Annotated in this window: 16 protein-coding genes; 6 read left to right on the top strand and 10 right to left on the bottom strand. The window is 68.5% G+C overall.

The genetic code is table 11. The features are described from left to right. Window positions 1-5 precede the first annotated feature (5 nt). The 6 genes from RKE40_RS03270 to RKE40_RS03295 all read right to left on the bottom strand — a co-directional run bounded on the left by RKE40_RS03270 (window position 6) and on the right by RKE40_RS03295 (window position 6,540). Window positions 6-551 (bottom strand): adenine phosphoribosyltransferase, encoded by a 546-nt coding sequence (locus tag RKE40_RS03270; RefSeq protein WP_316016809.1) that lies wholly within the window; start codon window positions 549-551, stop codon window positions 6-8. A 121-nt stretch (window positions 552-672) separates the two neighbouring features. Then, window positions 673-1,554 (bottom strand): S-methyl-5'-thioadenosine phosphorylase, encoded by an 882-nt coding sequence (locus RKE40_RS03275; protein WP_316016810.1) that lies wholly within the window; start codon window positions 1,552-1,554, stop codon window positions 673-675. A 150-nt stretch (window positions 1,555-1,704) separates the two neighbouring features. After that, complete coding sequence (locus RKE40_RS03280; RefSeq protein WP_316016811.1) at window positions 1,705-2,571, bottom strand: cytochrome c1; 867 nt, start codon at window positions 2,569-2,571, stop codon at window positions 1,705-1,707. 13 nt (window positions 2,572-2,584) lie between these two features. Beyond that, window positions 2,585-3,868, bottom strand: coding sequence for a cytochrome b (locus RKE40_RS03285; RefSeq protein WP_316016812.1), 1,284 nt, complete (start codon window positions 3,866-3,868; stop codon window positions 2,585-2,587). Between the two features lie 60 nt (window positions 3,869-3,928). Beyond that, window positions 3,929-4,480 (bottom strand): ubiquinol-cytochrome c reductase iron-sulfur subunit, encoded by a 552-nt coding sequence (petA, locus tag RKE40_RS03290; protein ID WP_316016813.1) that lies wholly within the window; start codon window positions 4,478-4,480, stop codon window positions 3,929-3,931. 194 nt (window positions 4,481-4,674) lie between these two features. Next, a complete protein-coding gene (locus RKE40_RS03295; protein WP_316016814.1) occupies window positions 4,675-6,540 on the bottom strand; it encodes an ABC transporter ATP-binding protein in 1,866 nt (621 codons plus the stop codon). Between the two features lie 277 nt (window positions 6,541-6,817). Here RKE40_RS03295 and RKE40_RS03300 point away from each other — a divergent pair, with 277 nt between their 5' ends. Genes RKE40_RS03300 through hemF form a run of 3 tightly spaced genes read left to right on the top strand, consistent with a single transcriptional unit; the run spans window position 6,818 to window position 8,736 of the window. Then, on the top strand, window positions 6,818-7,276 hold the full coding sequence (locus RKE40_RS03300; RefSeq protein ID WP_316016815.1) for a RidA family protein: 459 nt from the start codon (window positions 6,818-6,820) through the stop codon (window positions 7,274-7,276). 45 nt (window positions 7,277-7,321) lie between these two features. Continuing rightward, window positions 7,322-7,792, top strand: a complete 471-nt coding sequence (locus RKE40_RS03305) for a tRNA (cytidine(34)-2'-O)-methyltransferase (RefSeq protein WP_316016816.1) — start codon at window positions 7,322-7,324, stop codon at window positions 7,790-7,792. Window positions 7,793-7,812: 20 nt separating this feature from the next. Further along, entirely contained in the window at window positions 7,813-8,736 is a 924-nt protein-coding gene (gene hemF / locus RKE40_RS03310; protein ID WP_316016817.1) for an oxygen-dependent coproporphyrinogen oxidase, read from the top strand. 71 nt (window positions 8,737-8,807) lie between these two features. Here hemF and RKE40_RS03315 read toward each other — a convergent pair whose 3' ends face one another. The 4 genes from RKE40_RS03315 to RKE40_RS03330 all read right to left on the bottom strand — a co-directional run bounded on the left by RKE40_RS03315 (window position 8,808) and on the right by RKE40_RS03330 (window position 11,640). After that, window positions 8,808-10,058: a CCA tRNA nucleotidyltransferase gene (locus tag RKE40_RS03315; protein WP_316016818.1), complete on the bottom strand. Its 1,251-nt coding sequence runs from the start codon at window positions 10,056-10,058 to the stop codon at window positions 8,808-8,810. Next, window positions 10,045-10,311, bottom strand: a complete 267-nt coding sequence (locus RKE40_RS03320; RefSeq protein ID WP_316016819.1) for a DUF6111 family protein — start codon at window positions 10,309-10,311, stop codon at window positions 10,045-10,047. The genes RKE40_RS03315 and RKE40_RS03320 overlap by 14 nt, the downstream gene beginning before the upstream one ends. Before the next feature lie 70 nt (window positions 10,312-10,381). Continuing rightward, window positions 10,382-11,059: a CoA pyrophosphatase gene (locus RKE40_RS03325; RefSeq protein WP_316016820.1), complete on the bottom strand. Its 678-nt coding sequence runs from the start codon at window positions 11,057-11,059 to the stop codon at window positions 10,382-10,384. Further along, window positions 11,059-11,640, bottom strand: a complete 582-nt coding sequence (locus RKE40_RS03330; RefSeq protein WP_449248302.1) for a DUF1285 domain-containing protein — start codon at window positions 11,638-11,640, stop codon at window positions 11,059-11,061. Before RKE40_RS03330 ends, RKE40_RS03325 begins: the two co-directional genes overlap by 1 nt. Window positions 11,641-11,824: 184 nt before the next feature. Between RKE40_RS03330 and RKE40_RS03335 the strand changes: the two genes are divergently transcribed. Genes RKE40_RS03335 through RKE40_RS03345 form a run of 3 tightly spaced genes read left to right on the top strand, consistent with a single transcriptional unit; the run spans window position 11,825 to window position 16,617 of the window. Further along, the gene (locus tag RKE40_RS03335; protein ID WP_066471049.1) at window positions 11,825-12,853 is read left to right on the top strand and encodes an AAA family ATPase; all 1,029 of its coding nucleotides are present in this window, start codon (window positions 11,825-11,827) and stop codon (window positions 12,851-12,853) included. Between the two features lie 10 nt (window positions 12,854-12,863). After that, the gene (locus RKE40_RS03340) at window positions 12,864-13,778 is read left to right on the top strand and encodes a DUF58 domain-containing protein (RefSeq protein WP_316016822.1); all 915 of its coding nucleotides are present in this window, start codon (window positions 12,864-12,866) and stop codon (window positions 13,776-13,778) included. Between the two features lie 16 nt (window positions 13,779-13,794). Further along, window positions 13,795-16,617 (top strand): DUF4159 domain-containing protein, encoded by a 2,823-nt coding sequence (locus RKE40_RS03345; RefSeq protein WP_316016949.1) that lies wholly within the window; start codon window positions 13,795-13,797, stop codon window positions 16,615-16,617. Window positions 16,618-16,647 lie beyond the last annotated feature (30 nt).

Genomic DNA, 16,647 nt, shown 5'->3' on the forward strand with positions numbered 1-16,647 from the left:
CGACCTCAATGCCCTTCGAAGGAAACCAGCGTGCGCACGGGCACGCCGAGGCGACGAACCTTGTCGGCACCGCCGAGATCCGGCAGATCGACGATGAAGCACGCGGCGACGACCTCGGCTCCGAGCGAGGAAAGCAGCTTGACCGCCGCCTCCGCCGTGCCACCGGTCGCGACGAGGTCGTCGACCAGCAGCACGCGCTCGCCGGGCGAAACGGCGTCCTTATGAACCTCGATCTCGTCGCTGCCGTATTCCAGTGAGTAAGGCATGCTCACGGTCTGGAAGGGCAGCTTGCCCTTCTTGCGCACCGGCACGAAGCCGGCCGAGAGCTGGTGCGCCACCGCACCGCCGAGAATGAAGCCGCGCGCCTCGATTCCGGCGATCTTGGCGATCTTCAACCCGGCGAAGGGCTGGACGAGTTCGTCGACCGCACGACGGAAGGCCCGCGCATCGCCGAGCAGCGTGGTGATGTCGCGGAACAGGATTCCCGGCGCCGGATGATCGGGTATCGTCCGGATCGCGTTCTTCAGATCGGAGAAAGAGGGCCGGTCCATCAGGTCTTCCATCGGCTGCGGTGCTCCCTCTTAGAGCAGGAGGCGAAGCACTGGGAACCCGCTTTTGCGACGCTCCCCCTCGACTTGCCGGTATCGCCGGCGCCGCGACAGGGCGCGCGACTCAGCTGGACGGCTTCAGCACGCGCCCCGCCACCGCATCGAGCTTGGCGAGCAAAGCGGGATCGCGGAACTCCGGCGCCGTGACCAGCGCGAAGTCGAGCGCGTTGTGGGAGCCGGCCGGGCACGGCACCCGCTCCGCCGGAAAATCGGCTGCGAGCCGCGCCACCAGCCGGCGTGCCTTGTCGGCGTTCGCATGCAGGACCGCGATCACCGAGGCGACATCGACCGCGCCATGCTCCTCATGCCAGCAATCGTAGTCGGTCACCATCGCGACAGTCGCATAGGTGATCTCGGCCTCGCGGGCGAGCTTGGCTTCCGGCATCGCCGTCATGCCAATCAGGTCGTAGCCAAGGCCCTTATAGGTCAGCGATTCCGCATAGGTCGAGAATTGCGGGCCTTCCATGGTGACGAGTGTGCCGCCATTGACGAAAGGCAGCTCCTCCGCCGTCGCCGCCTCGGCGATCCGCGCCCGCAAGGCCGGGCCGACCGGGTGCGCCAGCGAGACATGGGCGACGCAGCCTCGGCCGAAGAACGAACTCTGGCGCCCCGCCGTGCGGTCGACGAACTGATCGACGAGTACGAACAGGCCGGGATAGAGCTCCGCCTTGTAGGAGCCGCAGGCCGAGAGCGAGACCAGATCGGTGACGCCGGCGCGCTTCAGCACGTCGATATTGGCGCGGTAGTTGATCTCGGAGGGCGGGATCGCATGGCCGCGGCCGTGACGCGGCAGGAAGACGATCTTCGTCGTCCCCATCCGCCCGATGCGCAGCACGTCGGAAGGCTCGCCCCAGGGACTCTCGATGCGCTCCTCGCGCAGATCGGTCAGCCCCGGCAGATCGTAGATGCCCGAACCGCCGATGATCCCCAGAACCGCTTCAGCCATGCTCGTTCTCCGTTATCGTTCCGGATCAGGATCAGGAGTTTGTGACGTTGCAGCAACCGCTACCGGCCGTCAGAAGGGGCGTCCACAGCCGGCTGCGCAAACGAAAAGAGCCCCGTTGCCGGGGCTCTCGATTTCGAACGCTGTCAAAGCTCAGTGCGACGAGGCGTGCGCGGGCAGGCGCGACCAGACCTTCTTCTTGGTGTAGTAGAGCAGGCCCGCGAAGATGATCAGGAACAGCATCACCTGCATGCCGATGCGCTTGCGCGCCTCGAGATGCGGCTCGGCCATCCACATCATGAAGGCCGAAACGTCCTTGGCGTACTGCGCCACCGTCTCCGGCACCTGCGGCTTGCCGTCCGGCCCCTTCGGATACTCGACCTGGCCGTCGTTGAGCGGCTGCGGCATCGCGATCAGATGGCCGGGCATATAGGTGTTGTAGTACTGGCCCGGCAGCAGCGGCGAGTGACCGGCCGGCGGCTCGGTGTAGCCGCGCAGCAGGGCCGTGATGTAGTCGGGCCCCTGCTCCTGGTACTGGGTGAAGATGTCGAAGATGAACCAGGGGAAGCCGCGCTCATAGGTGCGCGCCTTCGCCAGGACCGAGAGGTCCGGCGGATAGGCGCCACCGCTGGCGGCGCGCGCAGCCTGCTCGTTCGGGAACGGAGCCGGGAAGGCATCCGCCGGACGGCCCGGCCGGTCGAACATCTCGCCGGACTCGTTCGGGCCGTCCTTGACCGTGTAGGTCGCCGCCAGCGCCGCGACCTGCGAGGCGGTGAAGCCCGGGCCACCCGGCTGCGACAGGTTGCGCAGCTTGATCAGGTTCATCGAATGGCAGCTGGCGCAGACTTCCTTGACGACCTTGAAGCCGCGCTGGAGCTGAGCCTGGTCGAACTTGCCGAAGGGGCCCGAGAAGGACCAGGTCTCGGCCGGCGGCTTGACGCGCTCACCGGCGCCGAAGGCCGGGCCGGCCAGGGCCATGACGGCCAGGCCAGCGGCGAGCGAGAGACGGAAAGGGATCATGCGCATGGTCTCATCAACCCTTGGCGTTCGGTGCGGAGGCGGTGGCGGCGCCGAGACGCGCGCCCGAACCGCCCTGGAGATTGCCCAGCACCGAGTCCGCGATGGAAGCCGGCAGAGGCCGCGGCCGCTCGAAGATGCCGATCAGAGCCAGCGCGACGAAGTAGCCGAAATAGAGAACGGTGAAGATCTGCGAGGCGATGACGTAGCCGCCTTCCGCCGGCATGGCGCCGAGATAGCCGAGCGCGATGCAGACCACGAAGAACGCCCAGAAGAACTGGCGGGCGATCGGACGATAGGTCATCGACTTGATCTTGGAGGTGTCGATCCAGGGCAGGAAAGCGAGGATCGCAATCGCGCCGCCCATGGCGATAACGCCGCCGAGCTTGTCGGGGATGGCGCGCAGGATCGCGTAGAAGGGCAGGAAGTACCATTCCGGGACGATGTGCGCAGGCGTCGCCGCCGGGTTCGCCGGGATGTAGTTGTCGGCGTGGCCCATGAAGTTCGGCTGGTAGAAGACGAAATAGGCGAAGACGAACATGAAGCAGACCATGCCGAACAGGTCTTTGATCGTCGCGTAGGGGGTAAACGGAACCGTGTCCTTGGCGACGTTCTTCACCTCGACGCCGGTCGGGTTGTTCTGGCCGACATGGTGCAGCGCCCAGACGTGCAGGATCACGACGCCGAAGATCATGAACGGCAGCAGGTAGTGCAGCGAGAAGAAGCGGTTCAGCGTCGGGTTGTCGACCGAGTAGCCGCCCCACAGGAAGGTGACGATCGTCTCACCGACCACCGGCAGGGCCGAGAACAGGTTGGTGATGACGGTCGCGCCCCAGAAGGACATCTGACCCCAGGGCAGAACGTAGCCCATGAAGGCGGTGGCCATCATCAGCAGGAAGATGACGACGCCGAGGATCCAGAGCACCTCGCGGGGAGCCTTGTAGGAGCCGTAATAGAGGCCGCGGAAGATGTGGATGTAAACGGCGACGAAGAACATCGAGGCGCCGTTGGAGTGCAGATAGCGCAGCAGCCAACCGTAGTTCACGTCGCGCATGATGTGCTCGACGGAGTTGAACGCCATGGTGGCGTGCGGCGTGTAGTGCATCACCAGCACGATGCCGGTGATGATCTGCGCCACCAGCATGAACATCAGGATGCCGCCGAAGGTCCACAGATAGTTAAGGTTGCGCGGCACCGGATAGGACACCGCGGAATCGTGCATCAGCCGCACGATCGGCAGGCGCGCGTCGAGCCAACGCTCGATACCCGTCTTCGGTTGATAGGTGCTGTGCCCGCTCATGCTGCTCGCCTCAAGCTCTCTCAAATCCGCTGAATGCCGTCTTCGCCCGTCTACTCAGGCTCAGCCGATCTTGATCTTGGTGTCCGCCATGAACGCATAGGGCGGAATGGGAAGGTTCAGCGGCGCAGGTCCCTTGCGGATGCGGCCCGACGAATCGTAGTGCGAGCCATGGCAGGGGCAGAACCAGCCGTCGTAATCACCCTTCGGGTCGCCCGGCGCATTGCCGAGCGGCACGCAGCCGAGATGGGTGCAGTTGCCGTAGACCACGAGGAACTGCGCATGGCCTTCCTTGACGCGCTCCTGGTCGGACTGCGGATCGGGCAGCGTCGCGACGTTCACCGCGCGGGCCTCGTCGATTTCCTTCTTGGTGCGGTGACGCACGAAGATCAGCTTGCCGCGCCAGAACAGCTTGATCGCCTGACCTTCCGCAATCGGAGCCAGATCGAGCTCAATCGGGGCGCCGGCGGCGACGGTCTGCGCGTCAGGGGCGAGCTGGCTGATCAGCGGCACCAGGACCGCGCCGGCTCCAACAATGCCTGCAGCACCGGTCGCCAGCATCAGGAAGTCACGGCGGGTGGTCTCGGTGCCTGTCGTCTCGGTCGCGTGCGCCACGATCCAGTTCCCTACTCGGCCGCCGGCCCTGCCGGCTCAAACAAAAATGTCAGGCGTCCGCAATGCGAACGCCTGCCTCAGCCGCCGTGAGGCAGCTTGTCGGCTCGGGGCTCTTTGGCATGCAGTTTTGATGAAGTCTACTGTCGCTCGCGCCGCAGCCTGTCGCGGCGCAGCAACCCGGCCTTGCGGCAGGCTCAGACCGGAATCTGGTCGCTGTCCGCCAACGCCAGGAAGCCGCCGGACTGGTGCGCCCAGAGCCGCGCATAGAGGCCGCCGCGCGCGACGAGCTCTGCATGGCTGCCACTGTCGACGATCCTGCCCTTGTCGAGCACGATCAACCGGTCGAGCGCCGCGATCGTCGAAAGCCGGTGGGCAATCGCGATCACCGTCTTGCCTTCCATCAGCGTGGCGAGCTGCGCCTGGATCTCGGCTTCCACCTCCGAATCGAGCGCGGAGGTCGCCTCGTCGAGTATCAGGATCGGCGCGTCCTTGAGCAGCACGCGCGCGATCGCGATGCGCTGGCGCTGTCCGCCCGAAAGCTTGACGCCGCGCTCGCCGACCCGCGATTCGAAGCCCTTGCGCCCGTCCTGGTCGGTCAGGCCGAGCACGAACTCATGGGCGGCCGCCCGGCGCGCAGCCTCGGCGATTTCGGCTTCCGTCGCGCCGATCCGGCCATAGGCGATATTGTCGCCGATCGAGCGGTGCAGCAGCGAATTGTCCTGCGTGACCATGCCGATCTGCGCCCGCAGCGATTCCTGCGTGACGCCGGCGATGTCCTGCCCGTCGATCAGAATACGGCCGCTTTCGAGCGGGTAGAGCCGCAGCAGGAGGTTGACCAAGGTCGACTTGCCGGCCCCGGAGGGGCCAACCAGGCCGACCTTCTCGCCGGGGCGGATGTCGAGGTCGAGCCCCTCGAAGAGCCCGGTCTTGCGACCGTAATTGAAGCGGACCTGCTCGAAGCGCACCGCGCCGTCGGTGACCGCCAGCGGCTTCGCGTCCGGCGCGTCGCTGAGATCGTGCGGCTTGGCGATCGTCTCCATGCTCTCCTGCACCGAGCCGATGTTCTCGAAGATGCCGCGGACCAGATGGATCAGCCAGGTCGACATCTGCACGAGGCGCAGGACGAGACCGATTGACGCAGCCACCGCGCCGGGGGTCATTTCGCCCTGGCTCCACAGCATCAGGCAGAGCCAGGCCGTCACCACGACGAGCAGGCTGTTCATCGTCTGCAGGATGACGCTGACGCCGGTGATCAGCCGCGACAGGTTGAGGAAGGAATCGTTCCAGCGCGTCAGCGAATCGCGTACCGCCGAGCGCTCGGCGTCGGCGCGGGCGAAGAGCTTGACCGTCAGGATGTTGGTGTAGGCGTCGACGATGCGCCCGGTCGTGGTCGAGCGGCCGAGCGAATTCGCCTCCGAGCGCTTCTTGGCGCGCGGCACGAAATAGATCAGCAGCGTCACATAGGCCGCGAGCCAGACGATCACCGGCAAGGCGAGCCACAGGCTGGTCGAGCCGAAGAAGCCGATCGCCACCGAGGCGAAGATCAGCGCGTACCAGAGATCGTCGATCACCTCGATGGTCGCGCCGCGAATGGCCTGACCGGCCTGAATCACCCGGGCAGAGAGCCGGCCGGCGAAGTCGTTCTGGAAATAGGAGAGCGCGTGGCCGAGCGTGTAGACATGGTTGCGCCAGCGGATCTGGTTGGTGATCTGCGGGACCACGACCTGGTCGACGATGGCGTGGTTGGCGAAATAGACCAGCGGCCGCACCACCACCACGAGGAAGGCCGCGCCGGCGAGCAGCCAGCCATGTTCGCGGAACACCGTCTCGGGCGACTGGGTGGTGAGCAGGTCGACGAACCAGCCGACCATCAGATACATCGCCGCCTCGATGCCGGAAAAGCCGAGGCCGGTCAGCATGATCAGCGCCATCCAGCCCTTCACGCCCTTGATGTGGTGCCACATGAAGGGGAAGACGCCGCGCGGCGGCGTCCTGGTCTCGTCGAAGGGCTCGAAGACGTCGACGCGGCTTTCGAGGAACCGGAACAGCGGGGCGAACATGGACGTGGAATCGCCCTCCTAGGCAGGCAATGGCTACGTGACCGATATGGTGCGTGCGCCTTGCGGCAACCAGAGCCTGCAAGCGCGGCTCCGTCATGCCATGACAGCAGACTGCAGCCTGGCGCAAGCGCGCCGCCCTGCAGTGGCCGCGGGATCTACGACGAAAGACTCCCGACTTAAGTTGCAGCCGCGCCGGTTTCCCGCTTGCCGCGCATCATCACCCAGCAGAGCATGAGGCCGCGCCGTACATGAAGGCGGCGATCCGGAGGTCTGCTCGATGATCAGGTTTCACGCCGCGCTCGCTTTGGCGGGCACACTCCTTCTGGCCACACAGGCCATCGCCCAGACCGCGGGCAAGACGGTGATCGCGACACCGAACGCGCCCGAGGCGATCGGCCCCTATTCGCAGGCGATCAAGGTCGGGAACATGGTGTTTCTCGCCGGGCAGGTCGCGATCGATCCGAAGACCAAGCAGTTCATGAAGGACGCCAGCATCGAGGACCAGACGAGGCAGACGCTGGAAAACCTCAAGGCCGTGCTCGAAGCCGACGGCCTGACCATGGACCATATCGTCTCGACCAACGTTTTCCTGAAGGACCTCAACGATTTCGGCAAGATGAACGGGGTCTATGGCAGTTATTTCAAGACCGCCCCGCCGGCACGCGCCACGGTCGAGGTCGCGCGCCTTCCCCTGGATGCGAAGGTCGAGATCGTCGCCATCGCCGTCCGCCCCTGAGCATGATGCCTTGACGCCGGCAGGCGCAGCGCGGATGACGCGCCCATGCTGCGCCTCGCCCTCTACCAGCCCGACATTCCGCAGAACGCCGGCACGATGATCCGCATGGCGGCCTGCCTCGGTGTCGCCGTCGACATCGTCGAGCCGGCCTCCTTCGACGTGTCCGACCGCAATTTCCGTCGCTCGGGCATGGATTATCTCGAACGTGCTGCGATCACACGGCATATTTCCTTCGGCGCCTTCGAGAGCTGGCGCCGCGAGGCCGGCCACCGCCTGGTCCTGGCCGAGACGGACGGCGCCGTCGCCCATAGCGCATTCGCCTTCCGGCCCGGCGACATCGTGCTGGTCGGGCGCGAATCGGCTGGCGTGCCCTCCGAGGTCGCGGCGGCGGCAGATGCCAGCGTGCATGTGCCGATGCGCGCGGGCTTGCGTTCGCTCAATGTCGCCATCGCCGCCGCGCTGGTAGTTGGCGAGGCCTTGCGGCAGCTTGGCGGCTATCCAGCCCCGGCCGCCTGACGCATTCGAACGAGAAAGACATGCAACAGCAAGAGACTGCGAGCCCGAGCTTCGACCCCGCCGCCGTGGAGGCGCTGAAGCCGCGCGCCGCCGCCTGGTTCGAGAGCCTGCGTGACCGCATCTGCGCCGCCTTCGAGGCGATCGAGGACGATGCGGCGGGCCCCTACCCGCCCGAGAGCTCGACGCCCGGCCGCTTCGTCCGCACACCCTGGCAGCGCCGCAACCATGACGGCGCCCCTGGCGGTGGCGGCGTGATGTCGCTGATGAGCGGGCGCGTCTTCGAGAAGGTCGGCGTCCATGTCTCGACCGTGCATGGCACGTTCGCGCCGGAATTCGCCGGCCAGATTCCGGGCTCGGCCGAGGATCCGCGCTTTCACGCCACCGGCATCTCACTGATCGCCCATCCGTGGAATCCGCACGCACCGACCGTGCACATGAACACCCGCTTCGTCGTCACGACCAAGCCCTGGTTCGGCGGCGGCGCCGACCTGACGCCGGTGTTGGTGCGGCGCCGCGAGCAGGACGACCCCGACGCGCAGGCCTTCCACGCCGCGATGCGGACGCCTTGCGAGGCGCATGCCGGCGTCGCCGACTATGCCCGCTTCAAGGCCTGGTGCGACGAGTACTTCTTCCTGAAGCATCGGGGCGAGCCGCGCGGCATCGGCGGCATCTTCTACGATTATGTCTGGAGCGGCGAGCCGGAGGCCGATCTCGCCTTCACCCGCGCCGTGGGCGAGGCCTTCCTCGACATCTACCCGAAGATCATGCGCGCCAATCTCGGCACGCCCTGGACCGAGGCCGACCGGCACGAGCAGCAGGTCCGCCGCGGCCGCTATGTCGAGTTCAACCTCCTCTACGACCGCGGCACGATCTTCGGCCTGCGTACCGGCGGCAATGTCGATTCGATCCTGTCCTCGCTGCCGCCGACGGTGCGGTGGCCGTGATCACGGCCCGCCGCTGAGGCCGGCTTTGCCCCGGAGTACCGCAGCAGCGGCGCTCCGGGCGACCGGTAAGCTTATGCGGGCGACAGCATAGCGGCCGCTTTTGCGACCAGCGCCATCTGCTCGTCGCGCCCGGCCGGACAGCCGGCCGCGATCCAGTCGCGCCGCGCCTGCTCCAGCACCTGTCCGAGCAGCGGCCCCGCCGCTACGCCGAGCGCCAGCAGATCCTTGCCGCTCGGCAGGAAGCGCGGCGTCTGGCCGAGGCCGGCGATGAGCGTCTGCCCTTCTTCCGCCCGCGCCGCGCCCGCGGTGGCGTTCAGCAGCACGAGCGCCGCGGCGACCGCATCGGTCCCGACACCGTGCGCCGTCTCGCGCAGTTCGGCGAGGGCAGGCAGGCTTTCGCGCCCTGAAACAGTCTCGAGCGCCAGCGCGATCGCCTCGATCCGCCCTGACTCGGCGTTCGACAGCCGCAGCTTTTCGCGCAGCCGCGCCGCGTCCTCGCGGGTCAGGACCGCCAGGGCTGCCAGCCTGAAATCCGGATGGACGCGATCACCACCCTGTTCGCCGTCGCCGGCTATCGCCTCGAAGCGCGAGAGCTGCGGCACGCCGCCGATGACCGGCACCAGCAGCCCGGCCCCGGCCATCGCCCGCAAGGTCGAGCCGGCGCGCGGGGCGGCGAGCAGCTTCAGCAGTTCCGCCCGCACCCGCTCGCGCGACAAGCCTTCGAGCCCGGCCCGCCCCTCGGTGCAGGCTTCGAGCGCCGCCTTGTCCGGCTCGCCCGCGCCATAGCGGGCATGGAAGCGGAAGAAGCGCAGTATGCGCAGATAATCCTCGGCGATGCGCTCGCGCGCCTGCCCGATGAAGCGCACCCGGCGCGCCGCCAGATCGCCCACCCCCCCGGCATAGTCGTGCAGCGACCCTCCGGCATCGAGCCCGAGCGCATTGATGGTGAAGTCCCGCCGCAGCGCGTCCTCCCGGAAATCGCGGCCGAAGGCGACGACGGCGTGTCGGCCATCGGTCTCGACATCGCGGCGCAGCGTCGTGACCTCGAAAGGCATGCCGGCGACCACGACGGTGATCGTCCCATGCTCGATCCCGGTCGGTACGGGCTTGAAGCCGGCAGCCTTCGCCCGCCGCACCGTTTCCTCCGGCAGCGCGGTCGTCGCGATATCGATATCGGCCACGTCTTCGCCGAGCAGCGCATTGCGGACGGCGCCACCCACGATGCGCGCCTCCTCGCCGTCCCGGTTCAGCGCCGCCATCAGCGCCGCGACCTCGCCCCGCGCCAGCAACGGCGCGAGCCGGCCTTGCTCAGGGCTTGTCATTGAATTGGCCCGGCACCAGCTGGCCGCCCTCGACATGCGGCGGCACGAAGGCGCCGGTGTGCCGCGGCGCGACGATGCCGGCATAGATGAAGGCGGAGATGCCGAGGACGAGCCCGACCACCGAAAGCCAGAACAGGTGGCCGCTCCAGTGCTCGACGTCGAAGGGATTGCGCCGCCGGATCACGAGGTAGCCCGCGAACAGGCAGAAGGGCAGGACGAAGAGCAGGAACTCCTCGATCAGCGTGCGCAGCATCAGGCGTGACCTATTCCAGCGAGCATGACGCCGAACGCTGACTTCTGGTCTTCGAACGACATCATCTGCTTCAGAACTCTCCGATGGCCAGGCGCTCGTAAAGATTGCGGATCATCCCGGCCGTTGCACCCCAGATATAGTGACCGTCATGCGGCATCGCATAGTAGGTGCGATGTCGCCCCTTCCATTCCCGGGCATGGCGCTGGTGGTTGGCCGGATCCATCAGGAAGGAGAGCGGGGTCTCGAAGGCCTCGTCGACCTCATGCGGATTGATCGTCAGTGCGAGCGGCGGCTCGACCAGCCCGACCACCGGCACGACGCGATAACCCGTTCCGGTCAGATAGGCGTCGAGATAGCCGACGGTCCTGACCCTGTCGCGCGCCAGCCCGATCTCCTCCTCCGCCTCGCGCAGCGCCGCGATCAGCGGCGAGCCGTCGACTGCGTCCACCCGCCCGCCGGGGAAGGCGACCTGTCCGGAATGGTTGCGCAGCGCGGTCGCCCGCTGCGTCAGCAGCACGGTCGGCTCGCCAGGATGCAGCACGATCGGGATCAGCACGGCCGCTTCGATCGCGGCGGCCTCGTCGGGGATCTCGACCGGCTCCTCCTGCAGGTCGTGGTCGCCGCGCGGCCGGGCGATCAGGTCGCCGAAAGCCGGAGGCACGGCGCGCAGCCTTCCTGCCAGCACATCGGCGATATCGGAGAAATCCCAATCCCGCCCCTGCCGCAGCAAACGTCCGGAAACCGGCATCACAGCCCCTCGATCTCGCTCGCCGGCGCGACGACGTAGAACGCTCTTGCGACCGCGACGCCGAACTGGCGGGCGCCGTCGACCTCGCGGACTTCCCCGAGAGCCAGCAGGTCGTAGGTCAGCGCCCGCGTCACCCGCGCCCAGAGATCACGACGGACATGCACATAGGGCTTCACCCCAGCACTGCTTGAGCGCTCGAACCGAATCGGATGCTCGCCATCGACATTCACGACCTCGTCGACCTGCGTGCGGAAGGCGATGCTGCGCCCATCGCCCTCCCCTGACACCGCCATCTCGACCGCCTGGAACGGCGCATCCTCGACCTTGATCCCGACCTTTTCGACCGGGGTCACGAGAAAGTAATCGCCTCCCTCGCGCCACAGCACCGAGGAGAAGAGCTTGACCAGAGCCGGACGGCCGATCGGCGTGCCCAGATAAAACCAGGTGCCGTCGCTGGCGATGCGCATGTCGAGATCGCCGCAAAAAGGCGGATTCCAGCGCTCTACCGGCGGCAGGCCGCGCGTTTTACCGTTACCCAACGCGCCGAGCAGCCGGTCCATGGCGCTTCCCGTCTCACTCATCTGTGACCTGTTTCCTGCCTGCGGCATGCCGGTTGCATCGCTTTCTCGCCTTGAACTCTACATAATCGTGAAGCGCAGTGTTGTGCACCGGCACGCACAGGCCCCTTGAGCCGGTCCCTCCCCGGGGCCACAGTTCCGGATTACAGGTCATGGCCGCGCCGCGGCGAGGCTGAAGGAGATCGCCATGGTGGCGCAAGCCCGCGCACAGTCCCAGGAAGCCGGAGCCCCGATCAATCTCGACGACGGCGTCGTCGAGGCGGCCGAGGCGGCCCTTGCCGCCATCGGCGCCGCCCGCGACGAGATCGGCCAGGTGATCTTCGGCCAGCAGAAGGTCGTCGACCTCTCGCTGGTCACGCTGCTCGCCGGCGGTCACGGCCTTCTGGTCGGCGTGCCCGGTCTCGCCAAGACCAAGCTGGTCGAGGCGATGGGCACCGTGCTCGGCCTCTCGGCGCGGCGCGTGCAGTTCACCCCCGACCTGATGCCTTCCGACATTCTCGGCTCCGAGGTTCTCGACGAGAGCGCCGACGGCAAGCGCCATTTCCGCTTCATCCGCGGCCCGGTCTTCGCCCAGCTCCTGATGGCCGACGAGATCAACCGCGCCTCGCCGCGCACCCAGTCGGCCCTGCTCCAGGCGATGCAGGAGCACCACGTCACCGTCGCCGGCGAAAGCCATGACCTGCCGGCGCCCTTCCATGTCCTCGCCACCCAGAACCCGATCGAGCAGGAAGGCACCTATCCGCTGCCCGAGGCCCAGCTCGACCGCTTCCTGCTCCAGATCGACGTCGACTATCCCGATCGCGAGGCCGAGCGCCGCATCCTGCTCGAGACCACCGGCGTCGCCGAGCACAAGCCGGTGCAGGCGATGACGGCGGAAACGCTGATGTCGACGCAGCGGCTGGTGCGCCGCCTGCCGGTCGGCGAGGCGGTGGTCGACGCGATTCTCGACCTCGTCCGCTCGGCCCGCCCGGGCGATGGCGACAAGGCGGTCACCGACAAGCTCGCCTGGGGGCCGGGTCCGCGCGCGAGCCAGGCGCTGACGCTCGCCGCCCGCGCCCGCGCGTTGGTCGAAGGCCGCCTCGCGCCCTCGATCGACGATGTCGCGGCCCTGGCGGCGCCGGTGCTGAAGCACCGCATCGCCCTGACCTTCGCCGCACGCGCCGATGGCGAGACCGTCGAAAGCGTCGTCGCCAGGCTGGTCGAGCGCCTGGGATGAGGGAAAGCTGATGCTGCGCACGCGCGTCCTCGGACCGGCCGAACGCCAGCCGGCCCAGCCGGTCCTCAAGGCTTCGCTCGATCTCGCCGCCCGCTTGCCGCGGCTGGTCCTCGAGGCGCGCCGGGTCTCGGCCAGCGTGCACGGCATCCATGGTCGCCGCCGCTCGGGCCCGGGCGAGACCTTCTGGCAATACCGGCCGCTGGTCGCCGGCGAATCCGCCTCGCGCATCGATTGGCGCCGCTCCGCCCGCGACGGCCATCTCTTCGTGCGTGAGCGCGAATGGGAGGCCTCGCACGCGATCTGGCTGTGGATCGACCGCTCGGCTTCGATGGGTTTCTCCTCGTCGCTGGCGCTGGCCAGCAAGGTCGACCGCGCCCTCGTCGCCGGCTTCGCCCTGGCCGAGGCGCTGGTCGAGGGCGGCGAGCGCGTCGGCCATATGGGGCTGACCCGGGCGCTGGCCTCGCGCCGCATCGTCGAATCCCTGGCGCAGGCGATCCTCGCCGACAGGCATGGCGGCGATGCCGACCTGCCGCCGGACCAGCCGCTGCCGCGCCTCGCCGAAGCCATCCTGATCACCGACGCGCTCACGCCGGCCGAGGGCCTTGCCAGGCGCATCGCCACCATGGCGAGCAGCGGCGCCAAGGGCCACCTCCTCCTGATCGTCGATCCGATCGAGGAGACCTTCCCCTTCTCCGGCCAGGCCGAACTGTTCGATCTCGAGGACGGGCTGTCGCTGCGCGTCGGCGATGCCGGCGCCTGGGGCGAGGAGTATCGCCAGCGCCTGCAGGCGCATCGCGACGCCATCCGCGAGGCCTGCCGCCATGCCGGCTGGACCCTGACCCTTCACCGCACCGACCGGCCAGCCAGCGAGGGCGTGCTGCGCATCGCCAGCCTGATCGCCGCCTCGCGCGGCCCGGGCGGCTGAGGGAGGGCGGGCCATGCTGTCATCCCTGCCGATCGCCTTTTCCGCCCCGCTGGCCCTGATCGCGCTCGCTTTGCTGCCCGCGCTCTGGCTGATCTTGCGGGTCACGCCGCCCCGGCCGCGGCGGATCGACTTCCCGCCGCTGAAGATCATGCGCGACCTCGTCGCCAAGCGCGAAATGCCGGCCCATACGCCCTGGTGGCTGCTGGCGCTGCGCATGGCGGTGGCGGCGCTCGCCATTCTCGCCGTCGCCGGCCCGGTCTGGAACCCGGTGCGCGACGCCGCCGCCCTGCGCGGGCCGCTGCTGCTGGTGATCGACAACGGCTTCGGCGCCGCCACCGACTGGACCGAGCGGCTCGCCATTGCCGAGAACCGGGTCGCCGCCGCGGCCCGCGATGGTCGCGCCGTCGCCCTGGTCGGCCTCGCCGAAGCTCCGGCAGAGATCGCGCTGTCCGAGCCGCGCGCCGCAGTCGAGCGCCTGCGTGCGTTCTCGCTGCAGCCGCACGCGCCTGATCGCGGCGCCCATCTCCAGCGGCTCGAAGCCTTCTGGCGCGCCCAGCCGCAGGCCGAAACCGTCTGGATCGCCGACGGGCTCGGGCTCGGCGGCGATGACGACTTCCTCGCAAGGATGCGGCAGGAAGCGTCGGCGGGGCGCCTGTCGATCCATACCAGCCCGGCCGATCAGCTCGCTCTGACAGCGCCGGAGAACCTCGCCGGCGCGCTCACCGTCAAGGTGCTGCGTCCGAGCGTGAATGCCGCCGCCAGTGGCCAGGTCAGGGCGCTCGACCTCAAGGGCCTGCCGCTCGGCGACGCGCCCTTCGTCTTCGGCACCACCGAATTGCAGACCACGGCCAGGCTGACGCTGCCGATCGAGGTCCGCAACGCCGTCTCCCGGCTCGAGATCGTCGGCGAGCGCAGCGCCGGGGCCGTCGCTTTGCTCGACGACCGCGCCAAGCGCCGCCGTGTCGGCATCGTCTCCGGCACCACCGCCGACACCGCCCAGCCCCTGCTCTCGCCGACCTATTATGTCTCGCGGGCGCTCTCGCCCTTCGCCGAGATCCGCGAGCCGCGCGCCGGCTCGACCGATCCGATCGGCGAATTGCTGGCCCAGAACCTCTCCGTGCTGGTTCTGGCCGATATCGGCGCGCTCGATCGCGACACCGCCGACAAGGTCAACGCCTTCATCGAGCGTGGCGGCGTGCTGCTTCGCTTCGCCGGTGCACGCCTCGCCGCGGCTTCCGACGAGCTGACGCCGGTGCGCCTGCGCCGCGGCGGCCGCACCCTCGGCGGCGGCCTGTCCTGGGAGACGCCGCGCAAGCTCGCCCCGTTCAACCGCGAGAGCCCCTTCTTCGGCACGCAGGTCAGCGACGAGATCAGGGTCAGCCGCCAGATCCTGGCCGAACCCGAGCCCGACCTCGCTCGCAAGACCTGGGCGGCACTGGAGGACGGCACGCCCGTCGTCACCGGCGAACGTCGCGGCGACGGCATGCTCGCCATGATGCACGTCACCGCCGACACGACCTGGTCGAACCTGCCGCTCTCGGGCCTCTTCGTCGAGATGCTGCGCAAGATCGTCGCCCTGTCCGGGACCGACGCCGCGGAGGCGCAGGCCGGCGATGTCAGGATCGAGACCTTGTCGCCGACCCGGGTTCTCGACGGGCTCGGCGCCTTCCGCAGCCCGCCGGTGACGGCACAGCCGGTGCCGCGCAGCTTCACCGGCCGCGCCATCCTCGCCCACCCGCCCGGCATCTACGGGCCCAGCGACGGAACCATGGCCGTGAACACGCTCGCTCCGGCCGACAATCTCGCCGCGCTCGACCTTGCCTCGCTCGGCGCCCCGCTGCTGCCGGTCGACCAACCGGTCGCCAAGGACATGAGGCCGCTGCTCCTCGTGCTGGCGCTCGTCCTGCTCGTCGCCGACACGCTGGCGACGCTCTGGCTCGGCGGCAGGCTCAACATCGCGCGCCGCCGCGCCGCGCCGGTCGCGCTGCTGTTCGCCCTCGGCTTCGGCCTGCTCGCCGCGCCCGAAGGACTGCGGGCACAGTCCACCGCCACGCCGGTGCCCGCGGCACCGGCCGACCAGCGCCCGCCGATCCCGCGCGAGCTCTTCGCCGCCGGCGCGGTGACGCGCCTCGCCTATGTCGTCACCGGCGACAAATCGGTCGACGAGATGTCGAAGGCCGGGCTCGCCGGGCTCAACATCGTGCTCGGCGCCCGCACCGCCCTCGAACCCGGCGAGGCGGTCGGCGTCGACGTCGCCCGCGACGAGCTCGCCTTCTTCCCGATCCTGTACTGGCCGGTCGTCGCCGGCCGTCCGATCCCTTCCGCCGAGACCCTGCGCAAGCTCGAAGCCTATATGAAGGGCGGCGGCCTCGTGATCTTCGACACCCGCGACGCGATGAGCGCCCGGCCCGGCGGCGGCGCGACGCCGGAGGGCGACCAGCTCCGCCGCATGCTCCAGACCCTGGACATTCCGGAGCTGGAGCCGATCCCGCGCGACCACGTCCTGACCAAGACCTTCTACATCCTGGACGGCTTCGTCGGTCGCTACGACACCGGCACGACCTGGGTCGAGATCCTGCCGCCGGCCGGCGAGGATGGCCGGCGCCCGGCCCGCGCCGGCGACAGCGTCTCGCCGATCGTCATCACCTCCAACGACCTCGCCGCGGCCTGGGCCGTAGGCCGGCGTGGCGAAGCGCTCGTCCCGATGTCGGGCAGCGATCCTCGCCAGCGCGAAATGGCGTTGCGCGCCGGCGTCAACCTCGTGATGTACGCCCTCACCGGCAACTACAAGGCTGACCAGGTTCACGTCCCGGCCCTGCTGGAAAGGCTGGGGCAGTGATGCGGCGGACCGGCATGGGATTGGAATTCT

The sequence above is a fragment of the Allobosea rubneri genome (genome assembly GCF_032464875.1).
Classification (GTDB): Bacteria; Pseudomonadota; Alphaproteobacteria; order Rhizobiales; family Beijerinckiaceae; genus Allobosea; species Allobosea rubneri.

Excerpts from the sequence above, each read along its gene's own strand:
- RKE40_RS03315 (WP_316016818.1), bottom strand. The coding sequence starts at position 10,058 with ATGACAAGCCCTGAGCAAGGCCGGCTCGCGCCGTTGCTGGCGCGGGGC.
- RKE40_RS03280 (WP_316016811.1), bottom strand. The coding sequence starts at position 2,571 with ATGATCCCTTTCCGTCTCTCGCTCGCCGCTGGCCTGGCCGTCATGGCC.
- RKE40_RS03325 (WP_316016820.1), bottom strand. The coding sequence starts at position 11,059 with ATGCCGGTTTCCGGACGTTTGCTGCGGCAGGGGCGGGATTGGGATTTC.
- RKE40_RS03285 (WP_316016812.1), bottom strand. The coding sequence starts at position 3,868 with ATGAGCGGGCACAGCACCTATCAACCGAAGACGGGTATCGAGCGTTGG.
- RKE40_RS03305 (WP_316016816.1), top strand. The coding sequence starts at position 7,322 with ATGCTGCGCCTCGCCCTCTACCAGCCCGACATTCCGCAGAACGCCGGC.
- RKE40_RS03300 (WP_316016815.1), top strand. The coding sequence starts at position 6,818 with ATGATCAGGTTTCACGCCGCGCTCGCTTTGGCGGGCACACTCCTTCTG.
- RKE40_RS03295 (WP_316016814.1), bottom strand. The coding sequence starts at position 6,540 with ATGTTCGCCCCGCTGTTCCGGTTCCTCGAAAGCCGCGTCGACGTCTTC.
- hemF (WP_316016817.1), top strand. The coding sequence starts at position 7,813 with ATGCAACAGCAAGAGACTGCGAGCCCGAGCTTCGACCCCGCCGCCGTG.
- RKE40_RS03320 (WP_316016819.1), bottom strand. The coding sequence starts at position 10,311 with ATGCTGCGCACGCTGATCGAGGAGTTCCTGCTCTTCGTCCTGCCCTTC.
- RKE40_RS03275 (WP_316016810.1), bottom strand. The coding sequence starts at position 1,554 with ATGGCTGAAGCGGTTCTGGGGATCATCGGCGGTTCGGGCATCTACGAT.
- RKE40_RS03270 (WP_316016809.1), bottom strand. The coding sequence starts at position 551 with ATGGACCGGCCCTCTTTCTCCGATCTGAAGAACGCGATCCGGACGATA.
- RKE40_RS03330 (WP_449248302.1), bottom strand. The coding sequence starts at position 11,640 with ATGAGTGAGACGGGAAGCGCCATGGACCGGCTGCTCGGCGCGTTGGGT.
- RKE40_RS03340 (WP_316016822.1), top strand. The coding sequence starts at position 12,864 with ATGCTGCGCACGCGCGTCCTCGGACCGGCCGAACGCCAGCCGGCCCAG.
- RKE40_RS03335 (WP_066471049.1), top strand. The coding sequence starts at position 11,825 with ATGGTGGCGCAAGCCCGCGCACAGTCCCAGGAAGCCGGAGCCCCGATC.